General features: G+C 68.9%; 16 protein-coding genes. All 16 read left to right on the top strand.

What is annotated here, in order from left to right; genetic code table 11:
* The first annotated feature begins 3 nt into the window (after window positions 1-3).
* The 16 genes from nuoG (at window position 4) to ppdK (ending at window position 20,437) form a co-directional block, all read left to right on the top strand.
* Window positions 4-2,085 (top strand): NADH-quinone oxidoreductase subunit NuoG, encoded by a 2,082-nt coding sequence (gene nuoG, locus FF100_RS06480; protein ID WP_139034729.1) that lies wholly within the window; start codon window positions 4-6, stop codon window positions 2,083-2,085.
* A 13-nt stretch (window positions 2,086-2,098) separates the two neighbouring features.
* Window positions 2,099-3,121: an NADH-quinone oxidoreductase subunit NuoH gene (gene nuoH / locus FF100_RS06475; protein ID WP_109959551.1), complete on the top strand. Its 1,023-nt coding sequence runs from the start codon at window positions 2,099-2,101 to the stop codon at window positions 3,119-3,121.
* A gap of 23 nt (window positions 3,122-3,144) precedes the next feature.
* The gene (gene nuoI, locus FF100_RS06470; protein WP_048431985.1) at window positions 3,145-3,633 is read left to right on the top strand and encodes an NADH-quinone oxidoreductase subunit NuoI; all 489 of its coding nucleotides are present in this window, start codon (window positions 3,145-3,147) and stop codon (window positions 3,631-3,633) included.
* A gap of 160 nt (window positions 3,634-3,793) precedes the next feature.
* Window positions 3,794-4,414: an NADH-quinone oxidoreductase subunit J gene (locus FF100_RS06465; protein ID WP_139034728.1), complete on the top strand. Its 621-nt coding sequence runs from the start codon at window positions 3,794-3,796 to the stop codon at window positions 4,412-4,414.
* A 124-nt stretch (window positions 4,415-4,538) separates the two neighbouring features.
* Entirely contained in the window at window positions 4,539-4,844 is a 306-nt protein-coding gene (nuoK, locus tag FF100_RS06460; protein ID WP_048425446.1) for an NADH-quinone oxidoreductase subunit NuoK, read from the top strand.
* 75 nt (window positions 4,845-4,919) lie between these two features.
* Window positions 4,920-7,064 (top strand): NADH-quinone oxidoreductase subunit L, encoded by a 2,145-nt coding sequence (nuoL, locus tag FF100_RS06455; RefSeq protein ID WP_139034727.1) that lies wholly within the window; start codon window positions 4,920-4,922, stop codon window positions 7,062-7,064.
* Window positions 7,065-7,086: 22 nt separating this feature from the next.
* Window positions 7,087-8,607 carry an NADH-quinone oxidoreductase subunit M gene (locus tag FF100_RS06450; RefSeq protein WP_139034726.1) on the top strand — a complete coding sequence of 507 codons (1,521 nt, stop codon included), beginning with the start codon at window positions 7,087-7,089 and terminating at the stop codon, window positions 8,605-8,607.
* Window positions 8,608-8,617: 10 nt separating this feature from the next.
* The gene (nuoN, locus tag FF100_RS06445) at window positions 8,618-10,063 is read left to right on the top strand and encodes an NADH-quinone oxidoreductase subunit NuoN (protein WP_139034725.1); all 1,446 of its coding nucleotides are present in this window, start codon (window positions 8,618-8,620) and stop codon (window positions 10,061-10,063) included.
* A gap of 3 nt (window positions 10,064-10,066) precedes the next feature.
* On the top strand, window positions 10,067-10,867 hold the full coding sequence (locus FF100_RS06440) for a biotin--[acetyl-CoA-carboxylase] ligase (protein ID WP_139034724.1): 801 nt from the start codon (window positions 10,067-10,069) through the stop codon (window positions 10,865-10,867).
* Window positions 10,868-11,068: 201 nt separating this feature from the next.
* Window positions 11,069-12,742: a ribonuclease J gene (locus FF100_RS06435; protein ID WP_139034723.1), complete on the top strand. Its 1,674-nt coding sequence runs from the start codon at window positions 11,069-11,071 to the stop codon at window positions 12,740-12,742.
* A gap of 168 nt (window positions 12,743-12,910) precedes the next feature.
* Window positions 12,911-13,315, top strand: coding sequence for a methylmalonyl-CoA epimerase (mce, locus tag FF100_RS06430; RefSeq protein ID WP_139034722.1), 405 nt, complete (start codon window positions 12,911-12,913; stop codon window positions 13,313-13,315).
* The gene (locus FF100_RS06425; protein ID WP_246101941.1) at window positions 13,312-13,650 is read left to right on the top strand and encodes a DUF1467 family protein; all 339 of its coding nucleotides are present in this window, start codon (window positions 13,312-13,314) and stop codon (window positions 13,648-13,650) included. The genes mce and FF100_RS06425 overlap by 4 nt, the downstream gene beginning before the upstream one ends.
* 465 nt (window positions 13,651-14,115) lie before the next feature.
* Window positions 14,116-15,450, top strand: coding sequence for a proline--tRNA ligase (gene proS / locus FF100_RS06420; protein WP_139034721.1), 1,335 nt, complete (start codon window positions 14,116-14,118; stop codon window positions 15,448-15,450).
* Window positions 15,451-15,454: 4 nt separating this feature from the next.
* Window positions 15,455-16,759 carry a lipoprotein-releasing ABC transporter permease subunit gene (locus FF100_RS06415; RefSeq protein ID WP_139034720.1) on the top strand — a complete coding sequence of 435 codons (1,305 nt, stop codon included), beginning with the start codon at window positions 15,455-15,457 and terminating at the stop codon, window positions 16,757-16,759.
* 111 nt (window positions 16,760-16,870) lie between these two features.
* Window positions 16,871-17,572, top strand: a complete 702-nt coding sequence (locus tag FF100_RS06410; RefSeq protein WP_139034719.1) for an ABC transporter ATP-binding protein — start codon at window positions 16,871-16,873, stop codon at window positions 17,570-17,572.
* 186 nt (window positions 17,573-17,758) lie between these two features.
* Window positions 17,759-20,437 (top strand): pyruvate, phosphate dikinase, encoded by a 2,679-nt coding sequence (gene ppdK / locus FF100_RS06405; RefSeq protein WP_139034718.1) that lies wholly within the window; start codon window positions 17,759-17,761, stop codon window positions 20,435-20,437.
* The last annotated feature ends 74 nt before the right edge of the window (window positions 20,438-20,511 follow it).

Genomic DNA, 20,511 nt, shown 5'->3' with positions numbered 1-20,511 from the left:
CCGATGACCAAAATCCTCGTCGACGGCATCGAGGTCGATGTCCCGCCGGACTACACCCTGCTCCAGGCCTGCGAGGTCGCGGGCGCCGAGATCCCGCGCTTCTGCTTCCACGAGCGGCTGTCGATCGCCGGCAATTGCCGCATGTGCCTGGTCGAGCTGAAGGGCGCACCGAAGCCCGTCGCCTCCTGCGCCTGGGCCGTGCGCGATTGCCGCCCGGGCCCGAACGGCGAGCCGCCGGCGGTGTCGACCAAGTCGGCGCTGACCAAGAAGGCGCGCGAGGGGGTGATGGAGTTCCTCCTCATCAACCACCCGCTCGATTGCCCGATCTGCGACCAGGGCGGCCACTGCGACCTGCAGGACCAGGCGATGGCCTACGGGGTCGACTCGACCCGCTACGGCGAGAACAAGCGCGCCGTCGAGGAGAAGTATATCGGCCCGCTGGTGCGGACCGCGATGAACCGCTGCATCCACTGCACCCGCTGCGTCCGCTTCCTGGCGGAAGTGGCCGGCGTGCCGGATCTCGGCGCCATCGGCCGCGGCGAGGACATGGAGATCACCTCCTACCTCGAGCGCGCGATGGAATCGGAGCTGCAGGGCAACGTCGCCGACCTGTGCCCGGTCGGCGCTCTCGTCCACAAGCCGCAATCCTACAACGTCCGCCCCTGGGAGCTGAACAAGACTGAGTCCGTCGACGTGATGGATGCGGTCGGCTCGGCGATCCGCGTCGACACCCGCGGCCGCGAGGTGATGCAGATCGAGCCGCGGGTGAACGAGGCGATCAACGAGGAGTGGATCTCCGACAAGACCCGCCACGTCGTCGACGGCCTGCGCCTCCAGCGCCTCGACCGGCCGTACCTGCGCGAGAACGGCCGCCTGCGCCCGGCCTCCTGGGCCGAGGCGTTCGGGGCGATCGCCGCGAAGCTCAAGGGCGCCGATCCGAAGCGCGTCGGCGCGATCGTCGGTGATCTGGCGGGCGCCGAGGAGATCTTCGCCCTCAAGACCCTGATGGCGTCGCTCAAGGTCCAGAACCTCGATTGCCGCCAGGACGGGGCGGCGATCGATCCGGCCTGGGGCCGCGCCGCCTACACCTTCGGGCCGGGCATCGCCGGCATCGAGCAGGCAGACGCGATCCTGATCGTCGGCGCCAACCCGCGCACCGAGGCGTCGCTGCTCAACGCCCGCATCCGCAAGCGCTGGCGGCTGTCGCCGATCCAGATCGGCGTGATCGGCGAGGATGCGGACCTCACCTATCCCCACACCTATCTCGGCGCCGGCCCCGAGACCCTGGCCGAGGTCGCGGCAGGCCGCCACAGCTTCGCCGAGGCGCTGAAGGGCGCCGAGCGCCCGCTGGTCATCGTCGGTCAGGCGGCGCTCGCCCGTCCGGACGGGGCGGCGCTTCTCTCAGCCGTCGCCAAGCTGGTCCAGGGCCTCGGATCCAAGGCCGAGGGCTGGAACGGGCTCGGCGTGCTGCACAATGCCGCCGCCCGCGTCGGCGCCCTCGATCTCGGCGTCGTGCCGGGGGAGGGCGGTCTGACCTTCGCCGAGATGACTCAGGCGGGCGCGCTCGACGTGCTGTTCAACCTCGGCGCCGACGAGGTCGAGGTCGGTCCGGGCGCCTTCGTGATCTACCAGGGCACCCACGGCGACAAGGGCGCCCACCGCGCCGACGTGATCCTGCCGGGCGCCGCCTACACCGAGAAATCCGCGACCTACGTCAACACGGAAGGCCGGGTGCAGCTCGCCAACCGCTCGGCCTTCCCGCCGGGCGACGCCCGCGAGGATTGGGCGATCCTGCGCGCCCTGTCGGACGTGGTCGGCCATCGCCTCCCGTTCGATTCGCTGCCGGCGCTCCGCAAGGCGCTCTACGCCGCGCATCCGCACTTCGCCGGCATCGACCAGGTCGCCCCGGCGGATGGCGTGGCGGCCCTGACGACGCTGGCGGGTCTCTCGGGCGAGCCCGGCCGCGAGCCGTTCCGGCCGGCGGTCGCCGATTTCTATCTCACCAACCCGATCGCCCGCGCCTCGCGGGTGCTCGCCGAGTGCTCGGGTCTCGCCCGTGGGCGGGCCCTCGAAGCGGCGGAATGAGGAGCACCGACCAATGACCGTCTGGGAGGTGCTCGGCACCGTCCTCCTCGTCGCGCTGAAGAGCGTCGTGCTCCTCGTGGCACTGCTCGTCTTCATCGCCTACGCGCTGCTCGCCGACCGCAAGATCTGGGCGGCGGTGCAGCTGCGCCGCGGCCCGAACGTCGTCGGGCCCTGGGGCCTGTTCCAGTCCTTCGCCGACCTGCTGAAGTTCGTGCTGAAGGAGCCGGTGATCCCGGCGGGCGCCAACAAGAGCCTGTTCCTCCTGGCGCCGCTGATCTTCGCCACCCTGGCGCTCGCCGCCTGGGCGGTGATCCCGCTGGCCGACGGCTGGGCCATCGCCGACATCAATGTCGGCATGACCTACATCTTCGCGATCTCGTCGCTCGGCGTCTACGGCGTCATCATGGGCGGCTGGGCCTCGAACTCGAAATACGCCTTCCTCGGCGCGCTCCGGTCGGCGGCGCAGATGGTGTCCTACGAGGTCTCGCTCGGCTTCGTGATCATCACGGTGCTGATGTGCGCCGGCTCGCTCAACCTGTCGCAGATCGTCCGGGCGCAGGACACCTCGCTCGGCATCCTCGGCTGGTACTGGCTCTGGCTGTTCCCGATGTTCGTGGTGTTCTTCATCTCGGCCCTCGCCGAGACGAACCGCCCGCCCTTCGATCTGCCCGAGGCCGAATCCGAGCTCGTCGCCGGCTACATGGTGGAATACTCCTCCACCCCGTACCTGCTGTTCATGCTCGGCGAGTACGTCGCCATCGTCACGATGTGCGCGCTCGGCACGATCCTGTTCCTGGGCGGCTGGCTCTCGCCGATCCCGTTCGCGCCCTTCACCTGGGTGCCGGGCCTGATCTGGTTCGCGCTCAAGGCCAGCTTCCTGTTCTTCATGATCGCCATGGTGAAGGCCATGGTGCCGCGCTACCGCTACGACCAGCTCATGCGGCTGGGTTGGAAGGTGTTCCTTCCGCTCTCGCTGGTCATGGTCTTCGTCGTCGCCTTCGTCCTGAAGCTGACCGGCCTCGCGCCGGTCTCCTGAACCCAACCGTCGGAGAACGAGCCATGAAGCTCGACCAGGTCGCCCGCGGCCTGCTGTTGAAGGAGTTCGTCACCGGGTTCGCCCTGGCGATGCGCTACTTCTTCAAGCCCAAGGCGACGATCAACTATCCCTTCGAGATGGGCCATCGCGGCCCGCGCTTCCGCGGCGAGCACGCCCTGCGGCGCTACCCCAACGGGGAAGAGCGCTGCATCGCCTGCAAGCTGTGCGAGGCGGTGTGCCCGGCGCAGGCCATCACCATCGAGGCCGGCCCGCGCCGCAACGACGGCACCCGCCGCACCACGCGCTACGACATCGACATGGTGAAGTGCATCTATTGCGGCATGTGCCAGGAGGCTTGCCCGGTGGACGCCATCGTCGAGGGGCCGAATTTCGAGTTCTCGGTGGAGACCCGCGAGGAGCTCCTCTACGACAAGGCCAAGCTCCTGGAGAACGGCGACCGTTGGGAGCGCGAGATCGCCCGCAACATCGCGGCCGACGCTCCGTACCGCTAGGGCCGCCAGCCGGGGAGGGCGCGGCGCTCTCCCCGGCAAAACCGACGAGACATTCGCCGCTCCCCGGTTGTGCGCCGCGGGAGCGGGTTCTATAGACGAGCCGCCGGCACGCTCCGGGGGTCGGGCAGGAGGCCGCCGCCAGGCGGCATGAATTCAGCGCATGACCGCAGCCGCCGCCTTCTTCTATCTGTTCGCCGCGATCACCGTCGCCTCCGGCTTCATGGTGATCGCCTCGCGCAACCCCGTCACCTCGGTGCTCTTCCTCATCCTCGCCTTCGTGAACGCCGCCGGGCTGTTCGTGCTGATGGGGGCGGAGTTCCTGGCCATGATCCTGGTCGTGGTCTATGTCGGCGCCGTCGCGGTGCTGTTCCTCTTCGTCGTGATGATGCTCGACGTCGATTTCGCGGCGATGCGCCAGGGCTTCCAGGACTACCTGCCGGTCGGCGGGCTGATCGGGGCGGTGTTCCTCGTCGAGCTGCTCCTCGTCGTCGGCTCCTGGGCGATCGATCCCGGCCTGGTCCACGGTCCGCTGGCGGTGGCGCCGGGCGGCGACACCGTCACCAACACGCAGGCCCTCGGTCTCGTTCTCTACACCAACTACTTTTTCTTCTTCCAGGTCGCCGGCCTGATCCTGCTGGTCGCGATGATCGGCGCGATCGTGCTGACCCTGCGCGACCGGCCGGGCGTGAAGCGCCAGGACATCGCGATCCAGAACGCCCGCACCCAGGCCGATGCCGTCGAGGTCCGCCACGTGCCGACCGGCCAGGGTGTCGAGGTCTGATCGGCCGCGAGGTCCGACGCGAGTTCGTGCGGGATCCGCGGATCCCGCAATGCTGATGGCAAGAACGGCGGGGCGCCTTTGAGCCTCGCGACACGAAGGCGGCCGCCCGCGGTCGAGAGGCACGATGATCGGTTTGAGCCATTACCTGACGGTCGCCGCGATCCTGTTCACCCTCGGGGTGCTCGGCATCTTCATCAACCGCAAGAACATCATCGTCATCCTGATGTCGGTCGAGCTGATCCTGCTCGCGGTGAACATCAACCTGGTGGCGTTCTCGACCCATCTCGGCGACATCGTCGGCCAGGTCTTCGCCCTGTTCGTGCTGACGGTCGCCGCCGCGGAGGCCGCGATCGGCCTCGCCATCCTGGTGGTGTTCTTCCGCAACCGCGGGTCGATCGCCGTCGAGGACGTCAACATGATGAAGGGCTGACGCGGCCTCAGCGCCCTTACGCCCTTTCCCCAGAACCAGCGCCGCAGCGGCATCACGCGAGGCCGGACCCCGAGCATGTACCACGCGATCGTCTTCCTGCCCCTGATCGGCTTCCTCATCGCCGGCATGTTCGGGCGCCGCATCGGCCCGCGGGCCAGCGAGGTGGTGACCACCGGCATCCTCGTCTTCGTGGCGCTCCTGTCGTGGATCGCGTTCTTCGAGGTGACCGGCAGGCACGGCCACGGCGCCACGACGCACCACGTCGCGACGTGGTTCACCGCCGGCGGCCTGACCATCGACTGGGCCTTCCGGGCCGACACGCTCACCGCGGTGATGCTGGTCGTGGTCAACAGCGTCTCGGCGCTCGTCCACCTCTACTCGATGGGCTACATGCACGAGGACCCGCACCGGCCGCGGTTCTTCGCCTACCTGTCGCTGTTCACCTTCGCCATGCTGATGCTGGTGACGTCGGACAACCTCGTCCAGATGTTCTTTGGCTGGGAGGGCGTCGGCCTCGCCTCCTACCTGCTGATCGGCTTCTGGTACGAGAAGCCCTCGGCCAACGCCGCGGCGATGAAGGCGTTCATCGTCAACCGCGTTGGCGATTTCGGCTTCTCCCTCGGCATCTTCCTCTGCTTCGTGCTGTTCGGCGCGGTGTCCTTCGACGCCATCTTCCCGAAGGTGCCGGAGCTCAAGGACGCGACGTTCCATCTGCTCGGCTACGACTGGAACGCGCTCACCATCTGCTGCCTGCTGTTGTTCATGGGCGCGATGGGCAAGTCGGCGCAGTTCCTGCTGCACACCTGGCTGCCGGACGCGATGGAGGGCCCGACCCCGGTCTCGGCGCTGATCCACGCCGCCACCATGGTGACCGCCGGCGTGTTCATGGTCGCCCGCCTGTCGCCGCTCTTCGACGCGGCGCCCAACGCCTTGATCGTGGTCACGGTGATCGGCGGCATCACGGCCTTCTTCGCCGCCACCGTCGGCCTCGTCCAGAACGACATCAAGCGCGTCATCGCCTACTCGACCTGCTCGCAGCTCGGCTACATGTTCGTCGCGCTCGGCGTCGGCGCCTACGCGGCGGGCGTGTTCCACCTCTTCACCCACGCCTTCTTCAAGGCGCTGCTGTTCCTCGGCGCCGGCTCGGTCATCCACGCGATGCACCACGAGCAGGACATGCGGAACATGGGGGCGCTGCGCCGCTACATCCCCTTCACGACGGCCATGATGGCGATCGGAACCCTGGCGCTGATCGGCTTCCCGTTCACCGCCGGCTTCTACTCGAAGGACGCCATCATCGAGGCGGCCTACATGTCGACCCGGCCTGGCCACGTGCTGGCCTTCCTGGCGACCGTCATCGCGGCCTTCTTCACCTCGTTCTACTCCTGGCGCCTGTTCTTCATGACCTTCGAGGGCCGGGCCCGCTGGCAGAACGCCCATGGCCATGGGCATGACGACCACCACGCCGACGCCCATCACGCGGTGGCCCATGCCTCGGCTCACGCTTCCCCGGCTCATGCGTCCTCGGCCATCGCCGACGGCGCTCCCGGCCACCACGAGGGCGTTGCCCACGACGACAAGGGTCACGACGTCGAGCCGGCCTCGCATTCGGCGATCGAGCACCACGACCATCACGCCCACACCCCGCACGAGAGCCCGCGGGTGATGACCATCCCGCTGGCGGTGCTGGCGCTGGGCGCGATCTTCGCCGGGATGGTGTTCAAGAACCGCTTCATCGGCGAGGGCATGGACGAGTTCTGGAAGGGCGCGCTGGCGCACGGGCCCGACAACCACATCATGCACGACATCCACAATGCGCCGGCCTGGGTGCAGCACTCGCCCTTCGTGATGCTGGTGCTGGGCTTCCTGCTCGCTTTCTGGATGTACATTCGCCGGCCGGAACTGCCGCACCAGCTCGCGACGAGCCAGCCGCTGCTGTACCGTTTCCTACTCAACAAGTGGTACTTCGACGAGATCTACGACCGGATCTTCGTCCGCCCGGCCAAGGGCTTCGGCGAGTTCCTGTGGAAGGTCGGCGACGGCCGCATCATCGACGGGATGGGTCCGAACGGCATCGCCGCCCGCGTCGTCGACATCACCCGCGGCGTGGTCCGTCTCCAGACCGGCTACGTCTACCACTACGCCTTCGTGATGCTGGTCGGCGTCGCCGCCCTGGTGAGCTGGTACCTGATTACCGGCGTCTCCGCGGCCACCCACTGACCTGACCGGAGAACAGAGAATCATGCTCGGCCTCGGGATCCTCTCCGGCCTCCTCATCGTGCCCCTCGTCGGCGCCGCGTTCATCCTGACGCTCCGCGGCGACGACGACTCGGTCCGGCGCAACGCCCGCTGGGCGGCGCTCATCGCCACCCTCGCCACCTTCCTATTGTCCCTGGTCGCCTGGGGCCGCTACGACGCCACCACGGCGCAGTTCCAGCTCGTCGAGACCCATGCCTGGCTGACCGACACGATCCGGTTCAAGCTCGGCGTCGACGGCTTCTCGATGCCGCTGGTGCTGCTCACCACCTTCCTGATGCCGTTCTGCATCGGCGCCTCCTGGCTCTCGATCGAGCACCGGGTGAAGGAGTACTTCGTCGCGTTCCTGGTCCTCGAGACCACGATGATCGGCGTGTTCTGCGCCCTCGACCTGGTGCTGTTCTACCTGTTCTTCGAGGCCGGCCTGATCCCGATGTTCCTGATCATCGGCATCTGGGGCGGCAAGCGCCGGATCTACGCGTCGTTCAAGTTCTTCCTCTACACCCTGCTCGGCTCGGTGCTGATGCTGCTCGCCATCATGGCGATGTACTGGCAGGCCGGCACGACCGACATCCCGACCCTGCTGCAGACCCGCTTCCCGGCGAACATGCAGATCTGGCTCTGGCTCGCCTTCTTCGCCTCCTTCGCGGTGAAGATGCCGATGTGGCCGGTCCATACCTGGCTCCCCGACGCCCACGTCGAGGCGCCGACCGCCGGCTCGGTCATCCTGGCGGGCATCCTGCTGAAGATGGGCGGCTACGGCTTCATCCGGGTCTCGCTGCCGATGTTCCCGGACGCCTCGCACTATTTCGCCCCGATGGTCTACACGCTGTCGGTCGTGGCGATCATCTACACCTCGCTGGTCGCGCTGGTGCAGACCGACATCAAGAAGCTCATCGCCTACTCGTCGGTGGCGCATATGGGCTTCGTGACGCTCGGCCTGTTCACGATGAACGAGCAGGGCATCCAGGGCGCCCTGTTCCTGATGATCTCCCACGGCATCGTCTCGGGCGCGCTGTTCCTCTGCGTCGGCGTGATCTACGACCGGATGCACACCCGCGAGATCTCGGCCTATGGCGGCCTGGTGAAGCGGATGCCGCTCTACGCCGTCGCCATGATGGTGTTCACCATGGCCAATGTCGGCCTGCCGGGCACCTCGGGCTTCGTCGGCGAGTTCCTGGCGATGCTGGGCGCCTTCCGGGCCAACCCGATGGTGTCGTTCTTCTCGGTCTTCGGCATCATCCTGTCGGCGGCCTACGCCCTGTGGCTGTTCGCCCGGGTGGTCTACGGCAAGCTCGAGAAGCCGAGCCTGCAGGGGATCACCGACCTCGACCGCCGCGAGATGCTGATCCTCGCGCCGCTCGTGGTGCTGACGATCTACTACGGCGTCCATCCCGGACCGATCCTCGACGTCTTCGCGCCCTCGACCGACGCGCTGATGCAAGGCATGCGGGCCGCCCTCTCCACGACCCAGACCGCCGCCGCGGCTCTGCCGGTCCCGCACTGAGTTTTTCGCGATGAACGCCGCTCAGATCGTCCTGCCCGCCATCGGGCCCGCCCTGCCGGAGCTGATCCTGTCGGTCGGCGTCCTGGTGCTGATCCTCTACGGTGCGTTCAAGGGCGAGCGCTCCACCGATGGCGTCAGCGTCGGCGCCCTGATCCTGCTGATCCTGGCCCTGTTCGCCGTGGTCAGCCAGCCTTTCGCCACGAAGGTGACCACCTTCAACGGCTCCTTCATCGTCGACGGGTTCGCCCGGATCATGAAGGCGCTGACCCTGATCGGCTCGGCCGCCGCGATCCTGCTCGCCAAGGAGCATTTCGAGCGCGAGCGGATCGCCCGGTTCGAGTACCCGATCCTGATCGTCCTCTCGACGATCGGCATGATGATCATGGCCTCGGCCAACGATCTGATCGCGCTGTACATGGGCCTGGAGCTGCAGAGCCTCGCGGCCTACGTGATCGCCTCGTTCCACCGCGACAACCTTCGCTCGACCGAGGCCGGCCTCAAGTACTTCGTGCTCGGCGCGCTCTCGTCCGGCATGCTGCTCTACGGCGCCTCGCTGGTCTACGGCTTCACCGGCACGGTCTCGTTCCCGCACATCGTCACGGCGCTCCGCGAGGGCTCGGGCTTCGGCGTGATCCTCGGCATCGTGTTCGTCGCCGCCGGCGTATCGTTCAAGCTCGCCGCCGTGCCGTTCCACATGTGGACGCCGGACGTCTACGAGGGCGCGCCGACCCCGGTCACCGCCTTCTTCGCCTCGGCGCCCAAGATGGCCGCCATGGCGATGGCCGTGCGCGTCTTCATCGGCGCCTTCCCGGTCGTGACGCCGGAATGGCAGCAGATCATCGTGTTCGTGTCGATCGCCTCGATGGCGCTCGGCTCCTTCGCGGCGATCGGCCAGCGCAGCCTCAAGCGCCTGATGGCGTATTCCTCGATCGCCAATGTCGGCTACGCGCTCATCGGGCTCGCCGCCGGCACGCAGGAGGGGGTGCGCGGCGTCGTGATCTACATGGCGATCTACCTCGCCATGACCCTCGGCGCCTTCGCGGTGATCCTGTCGCTGCGCCGCGGCCGCCAGATGTACGAGACCATCGACGACCTGTCGGGCCTGTCGCGCACCCACCCCTGGGTCGCGTTCCTGCTCGCCATGATGATGTTCTCGCTCGCCGGCATCCCGCCGCTCGCCGGCTTCTTCGCCAAGTTCTACGTCTTCGCCGCGGCCATCAAGGCGAACCTGGTCACCCTGGCGGTGATCGGCGTGGTGACCAGCGTGGTCGGCGCCTACTACTACCTGCGGCTCGTCAAGGTGATGTACTTCGACGAGCCGGCGGAATCCTATGAGCCGATGGGCCCGGGCCTGCGGATCGTGCTCGGCCTGTCGAGCGTGGTGGTTCTGCTGTTCTGGCTGATGCCGGCGCCGCTGGTCGGGATTGCCGGAACCGCCGCGAAGTCGCTGTTCTAGCGCATGACCTTCGTGCTCGACCCCGCGGCCACGGCCGCGGGACACCGTATCGAGGTCCATGACAGCCTCGGCTCGACGAGCACGCAGGCCCTCGACTGCGCCCGGGCCGGCGAGCCCGGGCCGCTCTGGGTCGTCGCCCGCGAACAGACCGGCGGCCGCGGCCGGCGCGGCAAGGGCTGGAGCTGGATTCCCGGCAACCACGCGGCGAGCCTGCTCTGGCCGGTTCCGGCGGGCCTCGCACCCGACCGGGTCGCGACGCTCGGCTTCGTCGCCGGCGTCGCCGTGGAGCGGGCGCTCCGCCGGGCCTGCGGCCCGGGAACCGCTGGCGCCGCTCCGGATTTCCGGCTCAAATGGCCGAACGACGTGCTCCTCGGCGGCGCCAAGCTCGTCGGTATCCTGCTCGAGATGGAGACCCTGCCGGGGCAGGGCGCCGTCGTGACGGTCGGGATCGGCATCAACGTCGCCGGGGCGCCGGAGGGGCTGCCCTACGCGGCGACCTCGCTCGCCGAAGCCGGCTACGCCGTCGACGCGCCCGGGCTGTTCCGCCTGCTCACCGCGTCCTGGGTCGAGGCCGAGCGGCTGTGGGACGAAGGGCGCGGCTTCGCGCGGATCCGCGACGCCTGGCTGTCCGCCGCGGCGGGCCTCGGCGGGCCGGTCCGGGTCCAGACCGGCGGGCGAACCGAGGCCGGGACCTTCGAGACCATCGACGAGGGCGGCCGGCTGGTCGTCCGCCTGGCCGAGGGCGGCCGCGTCGCGGTCTCGGCCGGCGAGGTGCATTTCGGGGCGGCCGCCACGGCGGCGTGACGGGGAGGCGACACGGCGCCCGGAGCGGCGACGGCGCATCCCCGGACAATGCGAAATGATGCGGCGGGGCGCCCCCGGGCGCCGCCGCCGCGCGGCCGTTTCCGGCCGCGGATGAGACATGACGGCGCCGTGACCGTGACGGCAGACGAGGCCGTTCCTCGAGTGGGACCGCGACGGCGGTCCATGCAGTGATGGAAAACGATGTCCAACAAGGGAGATGAGCTGATCTTCGTGCCCCTCGGCGGGGTGGGCGAGATCGGCATGAATGCCGGCCTCTACGGCTTCGGGCCGCCGAAGGCGCGCAAGTGGATCATGGTCGATCTCGGCATGGGCTTCGCCAGCGAGGAACATTTGCCGGGCGTCGACCTGATGTATCCGGACCTCAGCTTCGCCGAGGAGCAGCGTGAGAACCTGCTCGGCATCCTGATCACCCACGGCCACGAGGACCATATCGGCGCCATCGGCGAGATGTGGCCGAAGCTCAAGGTGCCGATCTACGCCACCCGCTTCACCAAGAACCTGATCGAGGCGCGCCGCCTCGGCGAGCCGGGCGCGCCCAAGGTCGACATGCGCGAGGTGCCGGCCGACGGCCGCCTCGATCTCGGCCCGTTCTCGATCGAGTACGTGCCGGTCGCGCACTCGATCCCCGAGGCGAACGCGCTGGCGATCCGCACGCCGCTCGGCCTGGTGCTCCATACCGGCGACTGGAAGCTCGACGACACGCCGGTGGCCGGCAACTCGACCTCCGAGGAGACCTTCACGCGGCTGGGCGAGGAGGGCGTGCTGGCGCTGGTCTGCGATTCGACCAACGTCACCCGCGAGGGCCGCTCGCCGAGCGAGTCGGAGGTCGCCGCGCACCTCGCCGAGCTGATCCGCAACTCGCCGCACCGGGTCGCGGTGACGACCTTCGCGTCGAACGTCGCGCGCATGCGCGCCGTCTGCCTCGCCGCCCAGGCCTGCGGCCGCGACGTGGTGGCGGTCGGCCGCGCCATGGACCGGGTGATCGACGTCGCCCGCGAATGCGGCTACCTCGACGGTCTGCCGGAGATCCGCGGCGCCGAGGCCTACGGCTACCTGCCGCGCGAGAAGGTGGTGGCGCTCCTCACCGGCTCGCAGGGCGAGGCGCGGGCGGCGCTGGCCCGGGTCTCGCGCGACGAGCACCCGGAGATCGCGCTCTCGCCCGGCGACCGGGTGATCTTCTCCTCGCGCGCCATTCCCGGCAACGAGCGGGCGGTCGGCGCGATCATCAACGACCTGATCGAGGCCGGCATCCAGGTCATCACCGACCGCACCGAGCTCGTCCACGTCTCCGGCCACCCGCGCCGCGACGAGATGGCGGCGATGTACCGCTGGACCAAGCCGAAGATCGCGGTGCCGGTCCACGGCGAGGCGCTGCATCTCGCCGAGCACGCGACCTTCGCCCGCAAGCAGGGCGTCGATCAGGTGGTCAAGGCCCGCAACGGCACCCTGATCCGGCTGGCGCCCGGCGAGCCGGAGATCGTCACCCACGTCAAGAGCGGCCGGATCTTCAAGGACGGCAACGTCCTGGTCGATTCGAACGACCGCGCGATCCCGGAGCGGCGCAAGCTCGCCTTCACGGGCATCGTCTCGGTGGCGATCGCGCTCGACAAGAACGGCGAGGTCAAGGGCGAGCCCTCGATCGACCTGATGGGCCTGCCGAGCTACGGCCGCAAGGGCGAGGTGATCATCGACGTGATCGGCGACGCCGTGGAGCGGACGATCAACGGCCTGTCGCGGGTCAAGCGGCGCGATTCCGAGGCGGTCGAGAACGCCGTCGACCGGTCGATCCGCTCGGCGGTGAACGAGGTCTGGGGCAAGAAGCCGGCCTGCCACGTGATGGTCGTGGAGGTGTGAGGGTGGCGGGCGTCCCCAGCGGACGCTCCTGAGGACGACGCCGGAACCCTCCCCCCCTCTGCGGGGGAGGGCTCCGGCGCCCGACTTGAAGTAGGGTCCAGGCCGCAGAGAATCGGTCAGCGCCGCACGATATCGACCGTCCCGAACGACCACCGGAGGAACACCCCCATGATCGGCAGGCTCAACCACGTCGCCATCGCGGTGAAGGATCTCGACGCGGCAGCCAAGGTCTATCGCGACACCCTCGGGGCGACGCTGTCGGCGCCGCTGCCGCAGCCCGAGCACGGCGTCACGGTCATCTTCGTCGAACTCCCCAACAGCAAGATCGAGCTGCTGGCGCCGCTCGGCGTCGATTCGCCGATCAACGCCTTCCTGGAGCGTAACCCGGGCGGCGGCATCCATCACGTCTGCTACGAGGTCGACGACATCCTGGCGGCCCGCGACCGGATGAAGGCGCAAGGCGCCCGCATCCTCGGCTCGGGCGAGCCGAAGATCGGTGCCCACGGCAAGCCGGTGCTGTTCATGCACCCGAAGGACTTCCTCGGCACCCTGGTCGAGCTGGAGCAGGCGTGAGCGTGGACGCCCTCCTCGCGCGCGCCACCGCGTCGATCCCCCGCACCCTCGCCGTGTGCGTCCTGCTGATGCTGCCGGTGCTGGCACTGGCGGTCTGGGGCTTCCGCCTCAGCGGCTTGGGGGCGGGCGCATTGTATTTCGTGGTATGGTGGATCGTGCTGTTCGCGGTGCTGCCGTTCCGGGCCGCGCCCGACGGGACCGAGGTCGTGGTGCCGGGGCAGGATCTCGGCGCGCCGCACAAGCCGCAGATGCGCCGCAAGGCCGTATGGACCACGCTCGTCTCGGACGTGGTGTTCATCGTCGCCGTGGCGGCGTTTCCCCTTGCCGGCCTGTAGCGGGGCTCGGCCGCCTGCATGACTGCCGCACGGCACGCGATACCGGAAGTCCAAAATAAAAAAGCAAGGCTCGGAAGCCTTGCTTATTAGCTTTCTGAATGTTTTGACCAGCTTATGATCTGTTGTTCACCCGTTAGGGCGTTGAAGCTGGCTTTTCCTCCCGAGACTCGGACCTTGCGCGGCGCCGTTCGGCCTGCCTGCGCATCATCGCGATGCCGCTTATAGGAATAAGAATTCGCATTGTCACGTGGCTTTGAGCAGGTTGATGCGTTTTTTTGCATGGCCGGCGCATTTTTCTGCTCCGCCCCGCAGCGGGCGCGCTCGCAGCCGCCCGAGCGGCACGGGACCTGCGCGTTTCATGTTTTGCGAACGGGGCCGGAAGCGTGCAAAAGGGCGTTCCCCGGGGTCGCCCCCGGCGGGGCCCTGCCCCGCGCTACGCCACCGCCTGCCACGCCAAGGTCCGACATGCGTCTCAGCCGCTATTTCCTGCCCATCCTGCGCGAGACGCCCAAGGAAGCCGAGATCGTCTCGCACCGGCTGATGCTGCGCGCCGGCATGATCCGCCAGGAATCCGCCGGCATCTATGCCTGGCTGCCGCTGGGCCTGCGGGTGCTCAACCGCGTCGCCGACATCATCCGGGCCGAGCAGGACCGCTCCGGCGCGATCGAGCTGCTGATGCCGACGATCCAGTCGGCCGAGCTGTGGCGCGAGTCGGGCCGCTACGACGCCTATGGCAAGGAGATGCTGCGCATCAAGGACCGGCACGAGCGCGACATGCTGTTCGGGCCGACCAACGAGGAGATGATCACGGCGATCTTCCGCTCGGCGGTGCGCTCCTACAAGGACCTGCCGAAGAACCTCTACCACATCCAGTGGAAGTTCCGCGACGAGGTGCGGCCGCGCTTCGGCACCATGCGCTCGCGCGAGTTCCTGATGAAGGACGCCTACTCGTTCGACCTCGACCAGGCGAGCGCCCGGCACTCCTACAACAAGATGTTCGTGGCCTACCTGCGCACCTTCGCGCGGCTCGGCCTCAAGGCGATCCCGATGCGGGCCGAGACCGGGCCGATCGGCGGCGACCTCAGCCACGAATTCATCATCCTGGCCCAGACCGGCGAGAGCGAGGTCTTCTGCGACCGCGCCTATCTCGACTTCGCGACCCCCGACGCGACGACCGATTTCGACGATGTCGCGGGCCTCCAGGCGACCGTCGACCACTGGACCTCGCGCTACGCCGCCACCTCCGAGATGCACGACGCCGCCGCCTTCGCCGAGGTGCCGCACCCGGAGCAGATGGCGGCCCGCGGGATCGAGGTCGGCCACATCTTCTATTTCGGCACCAAGTACTCGGAGCCGATGGGCGCGAAGGTCACCGGACCGGACGGGCAGGAGCGCCCGGTCCATATGGGCTCGTACGGCATCGGCCCGAGCCGGCTGGTGGCGGCGATCATCGAGGCCGGCCACGACGAATCCGGCATCGTATGGCCGGACGCCGTGGCGCCGTTCGACGTCGCGCTCCTCAACCTCAAGGTCGGCGATGCCGGCACGGACGCGGCCTGCGCCAAGCTCCAGGGCGAGCTGGAGGCCGCCGGCCTGACCGTGCTCTACGACGACCGCGACGAGCGCCCGGGCGGAAAGTTCGCCACCGCCGACCTGATCGGCCTGCCCTGGCAGGTCATCGTCGGCCCGAAGGGCCTGGCCGAGGGCAAGGTCGAGGTGAAGCGCCGCGCCACCGGCGCCCGGGAGACCGTCGCTCCCGACGCGGTGCCGGCGTTCCTGCGCCAGAACCGGACGGCCTGACCCGATGGCCCTCGCCGCCATCCGCGAGCGCCTGCCGAAATTCGGCGGGCGGACCCAGAGCGGGGGCGGCACCCTGCCGTTCGCGCCGTTCGAGTGGACGATCGCCGGGCGCTACCTGCGCACCCGGCGGAAAGAGGGCTTCGTCTCGGTCATCGCCCTGTTCTCGTTCCTCGGGATCATGCTGGGGGTCGCCACCCTCATCATCGTGCTCTCGGTGATGAACGGCTTCCGCAAGGAGCTGCTCAGCAAGATCGTCGGCATCAACGGCCACATCTTCGTCGCCCCGATCGACCGGCCGCTGACCGACTTCGCCGACCTGTCGGACCGGCTCGGCAAGGTGGCGGGCGTCCATCTCGCCTTGCCGATGGTCGAGGGCCAGGCCTTCGCCTCGTCGCAATTCGGCGGCTCGGGCGTGCTGGTGCGCGGCGTGCGGGCCGAGGACCTGAAGAAGATCCCGTCGGTCGCGGGCACCATCCGGGGCGGCACGCTGGAGAATTTCGACGGCGGCGGCGGCGTCGCCATCGGCAAGCGGCTCGCCGAATCCCTCGGCCTCCAGGCCGGCGACACCATCACGCTCGCCACGCCGAAGGGCGCGACGACGCCGTTCGGCACCGCGCCGCGGATCAAGAGCTACAACGTGGCCGCGGTGTTCGAGGTCGGCATGTCCGAGTTCGACGGCACCTTCGTGTACATGCCGCTCACCGAGGCGCAGGCCTTCTTCAACCGCGACGGCGACGTCTCGGTGATCGAGATCTTCCTCGACAACGCCGATTCGGTCGGGGAGGCGCGGGGAGAGCTGGAGCTTGCGGCCGAGCGCCCGGTGCTGATCACCGACTGGCGCCAGCGCAACCGCACCTTCTTCTCCGCCCTCGAGGTCGAGCGCAACGTGATGTTCATCATCCTCACGCTGATCGTGCTGGTGGCGGCGCTCAACATCGTCTCCGGCCTGATCATGCTGGTGAAGGACAAGTCGAGCGACATCGCGATCCTACGCACCATGGGGGCGACGCGGGGGGCGATCATGCGGGTGTTCCTGATCACCGGCGCCTCGATCGGCATCCTCGGCACGCTCGCCGGCTTCGTCCTCGGGCTGGTGTTCTCGGCGAACCTCACGGTGATCCAGCGCACGCTGTTTCCCGGTGCCTGGGACCCGACCGTGCGGTTCCTGTCGGAGATCCCGTCCGAGACCAACGCGAGCGAGGTCGTCGCCGTCGTCGCGATGTCGATAGTGCTGTCGCTGCTCGCCACGCTGTACCCGTCCTGGCGCGCCGCCCGGCTCGACCCGGTGCAGGCCCTGCGCTACGGCTGATCCCTCGGGCGTCTCCCGCCCGACCCCGTACCCGAGTACCGTCCGGATGCCGCTGCACGTCCCCTCCTCAAAGCCCGCTTCGCGCAGTCCCGCGAGGGGCGCCTGACACCGATGGATGCCACCCCGCAGCAGCCGGTCCCGGCGCTCTTCCTCGCCCAGGTCGAGCGTCGCTACGCCCAAGGTGCCGGCCATCTCGAGATCCTGCGCGGCGCCGACCTCGCGATCTGGCCCGGCGAGATCGTGGCGCTGGTGGCGCCGTCCGGCACCGGCAAGTCGACCCTGCTCCACGTCGCCGGCCTGCTCGAGCGGCCCGACGCCGGCGAGGTCTATATCGGCGGCCAGCCGAGCGCCCGGATGGACGATGCCGCCCGCACCCGGATGCGGCGCGAGGAGATGGGCTTCGTCTACCAGTCGCACCACCTGCTGCCCGAGTTCTCGGCGCTGGAGAACGTGGTGCTGCCCCAGCTCATCCGCGGCCTGTCGGCCGGTGAGGCGCGTTCGCGGGCCGGCGAGCTCCTGTCGTTCCTCGGCCTCAAGGATCGCCTGAGCCATCGGCCGGCGGAGCTGTCGGGCGGCGAGCAGCAACGCGTCGCCATCGCCCGGGCGCTCGCCAACGGTCCGCGGCTGCTTCTCGCCGACGAGCCGACCGGCAACCTCGACCCGCAGACCGCCGGTCACGTCTTCGCGATCCTGGTCTCGCTGGTGCGGGCCTCGGGGGTGGCGGCCTTGATCGCGACCCACAACCTGGATCTCGCCGCCCGCATGGACCGGCGGGTGACGATCCAGAACGGGCTCATCGTCCAGCTCGCCTGACCCGGTCGCCGGCGGCCCGCCGGGCGCTACATCTGGTGCCGCGTCCGGGCTCTGGGATCCGAGGCCCCCAAAATACCACGCACCTAAGACTTTTGGACGGCATTCCCGTTCAGCTTGCGTTGGGCCGGGGAATGGTCCAACCCGGCGGGAATGTCAGGCGGCAGCCGCTACGAACGGACGAGCGATATGGCGAAGTGGGTCTACACCTTCGGCGACGGCAAGGCCGAGGGCAAGTCGGCGATGCGCGACCTGCTCGGCGGCAAGGGCGCGAACCTCGCCGAGATGTCGAATCTCGGTCTCCCCGTGCCCCCGGGCTTCACCATCACGACCGAGGTCTGCACCTACTACTACGACCATGGCCGGCAATACCCGCCGGAGCTGGAAAGCGAGGTCGCGGGCGCCCTGGAGGCCGTCGGCAAGCTGACCGGCCGCCGCTTCGGCGATGCCGAAGCGCCGCTCCTCGTGTCGGTGCGCTCCGGCGCCCGGGCCTCGATGCCCGGCATGATGGACACGGTGCTCAATCTCGGCCTCAACGACACCACGGTCGAGGCCCTGGCCCGCGGCGCCGGCGACGATCGCTTCGCTTATGACAGCTACCGCCGCTTCATCACCATGTACTCGAACGTGGTGCTCGGCGTGGAGCACCACTCCTTCGAGGAGGTGCTGGAGCGCTACAAGGACGAGAAGGGCCTGACCCTCGACACCGAGCTCGGCGCCGCCGACTGGAAGCACCTGATCGGCGAGTACAAGGCGCTGGTGAGGCGCGAGCTCGGCCAGGACTTCCCGCAGGACCCGCAGGCCCAGCTCTGGGGCGCGATCGGCGCGGTGTTCGGCTCGTGGATGAACCCGCGCGCCAACAAGTACCGCGAGCTGCACGCGATCCCGGCGAGCTGGGGCACCGCGGTCAACGTCCAGGCCATGGTCTTCGGCAACATGGGCGAGACCTCGGCGACCGGCGTCGCCTTCACCCGCAACCCCTCCACCGGCGAGAAGGCACTCTACGGCGAGTTCCTGATCAACGCGCAGGGCGAGGACGTGGTGGCGGGCATCCGCACGCCGCAGGACATCACCGAGGTCGCCCGCATCGAATCCGGCTCCGACAAGCCGTCGATGGAAAAGGCGATGCCGGAGGCCTACGCGGAACTCGTGCGCATCTACGGGATGCTCGAGCACCATTACCGCGACATGCAGGACCTGGAGTTCACGGTCGAGACCGGGAAGCTCTGGATGCTGCAGACCCGCAACGGCAAGCGCACGGCGAAGGCCGCGCTCCGCATCGCCGTCGAGCTGGCGGCGGAGGGCCTGATCACCCACCAGGAGGCGGTCGGCCGCGTCGAGCCGGCCTCCCTCGACCAGCTGCTGCACCCGACCATCGACCCGAAGGCCGAGCGCAAGGTCATCGCCACCGGCCTGCCGGCCTCGCCGGGCGCGGCGTCGGGCGAGATCGTGTTCAACTCCGAGGAGGCCGAGGCCGCCAAGAAGGCCGAGCGCAAGGTCATCCTGGTCCGCATCGAGACCTCGCCGGAGGACATCCACGGCATGCACGCCGCGGAAGGCATCCTGACCACCCGCGGCGGCATGACCTCGCACGCGGCGGTGGTCGCCCGCGGCATGGGCAAGCCCTGCGTCTCCGGCGCCGGCCAGATCCGGGTCGATTACGCCGCCCGCACCCTGTCGGTCGGCGGCGTGACGCTGAAGGCCGGCGACCGCATCACCATCGACGGCTCGAACGGCCAGGTGATGCAGGGTTCGGTCGAGATGATCGAGCCCGAGCTGTCCGGCGACTTCGCGGCGCTGATGGAATGGGCGGATGCCGTGCGCACCATGAAGGTCCGCACCAACGCCGAGACCCCGCTCGACGCCCGCACCGCCCGCAAGTACGGCGCGGAAGGGATCGGCCTGTGCCGCACCGAGCACATGTTCTTCCAGGAGGAGCGCATCGTCGCGATGCGCGAGATGATCCTGGCCGACGACGCCGAGGGCCGCCGTGCGGCGCTCGCCAAGCTCCTGCCGTACCAGCGCCAGGACTTCGTCGAGCTGTTCACCATCATGTCGGGCCTGCCGGTGACGATCCGGCTCCTCGACCCGCCGCTGCACGAGTTCCTGCCCCATTCCGACAAGGAGATCGGTGAGGTCGCGGCCGCCACCGGCGTCCAGGAGGACAAGGTGCGGCGCCGGATGAACGAGCTGCACGAGTTCAACCCGATGCTCGGTTTCCGCGGCTGCCGGCTCGCGATCCTCTACCCGGAGATCGCCGAGATGCAGGCCCGGGCGATCTTCGAGGCCGCCGTCGAGGCCGCCAAGCAGACCGGCACGCCGATCATCGCCGAGGTGATGGTGCCGCTGGTCTTCACCCGCACCGAGTTCGACCTGGTGAAGGAGCGCATCGACGCCATGGCGAAGGCCGTGGCCTCGGAGACCGGCACCACGGTCGAGTACCAGGTCGGCACGATGATCGAGCTGCCCCGCGCCGCTCTGCGAGCCGGCGACATCGCCCAGACGGCGGAGTTCTTCTCCTTCGGCACCAACGACCTGACCCAGACCACGCTCGGCATCAGCCGCGACGATGCCGGCCGCTTCCTCGGCCCGTACACGCAGCGCGGCATCCTGGCCTCCGACCCGTTCGTGTCGATCGACCAGGAGGGCGTCGGTGAACTCGTGCGGCTCGCCGCCGAGCGCGGCCGGGCGGTGCGGGACAAGCTGAAGCTCGGCATCTGCGGCGAGCATGGCGGCGACCCGGCCTCGATCGCCTTCTGCCAGGAGACCGGCCTCGACTACGTGTCGTGCTCGCCCTTCCGCGTGCCGATCGCGCGTCTCGCTGCCGCGCAGGCGGCGCTGAAGGTCAAGGGCCGCGGCGAGGCGTAACCGCGCGGGTCTTGACGGTGGAGCGCTCCCCCTCCCCACAAGGGGAGGGGGAGCGCCTAACATTCGTGCGCAGG

The sequence above is a fragment of the Methylobacterium terricola genome (assembly GCF_006151805.1).
Lineage (GTDB): Bacteria > Pseudomonadota > Alphaproteobacteria > Rhizobiales > Beijerinckiaceae > Methylobacterium > Methylobacterium terricola.
The sequence above is the reverse complement of the archived record's forward strand: the minus strand, read 5'-3'. Positions and strand labels throughout refer to the sequence as shown.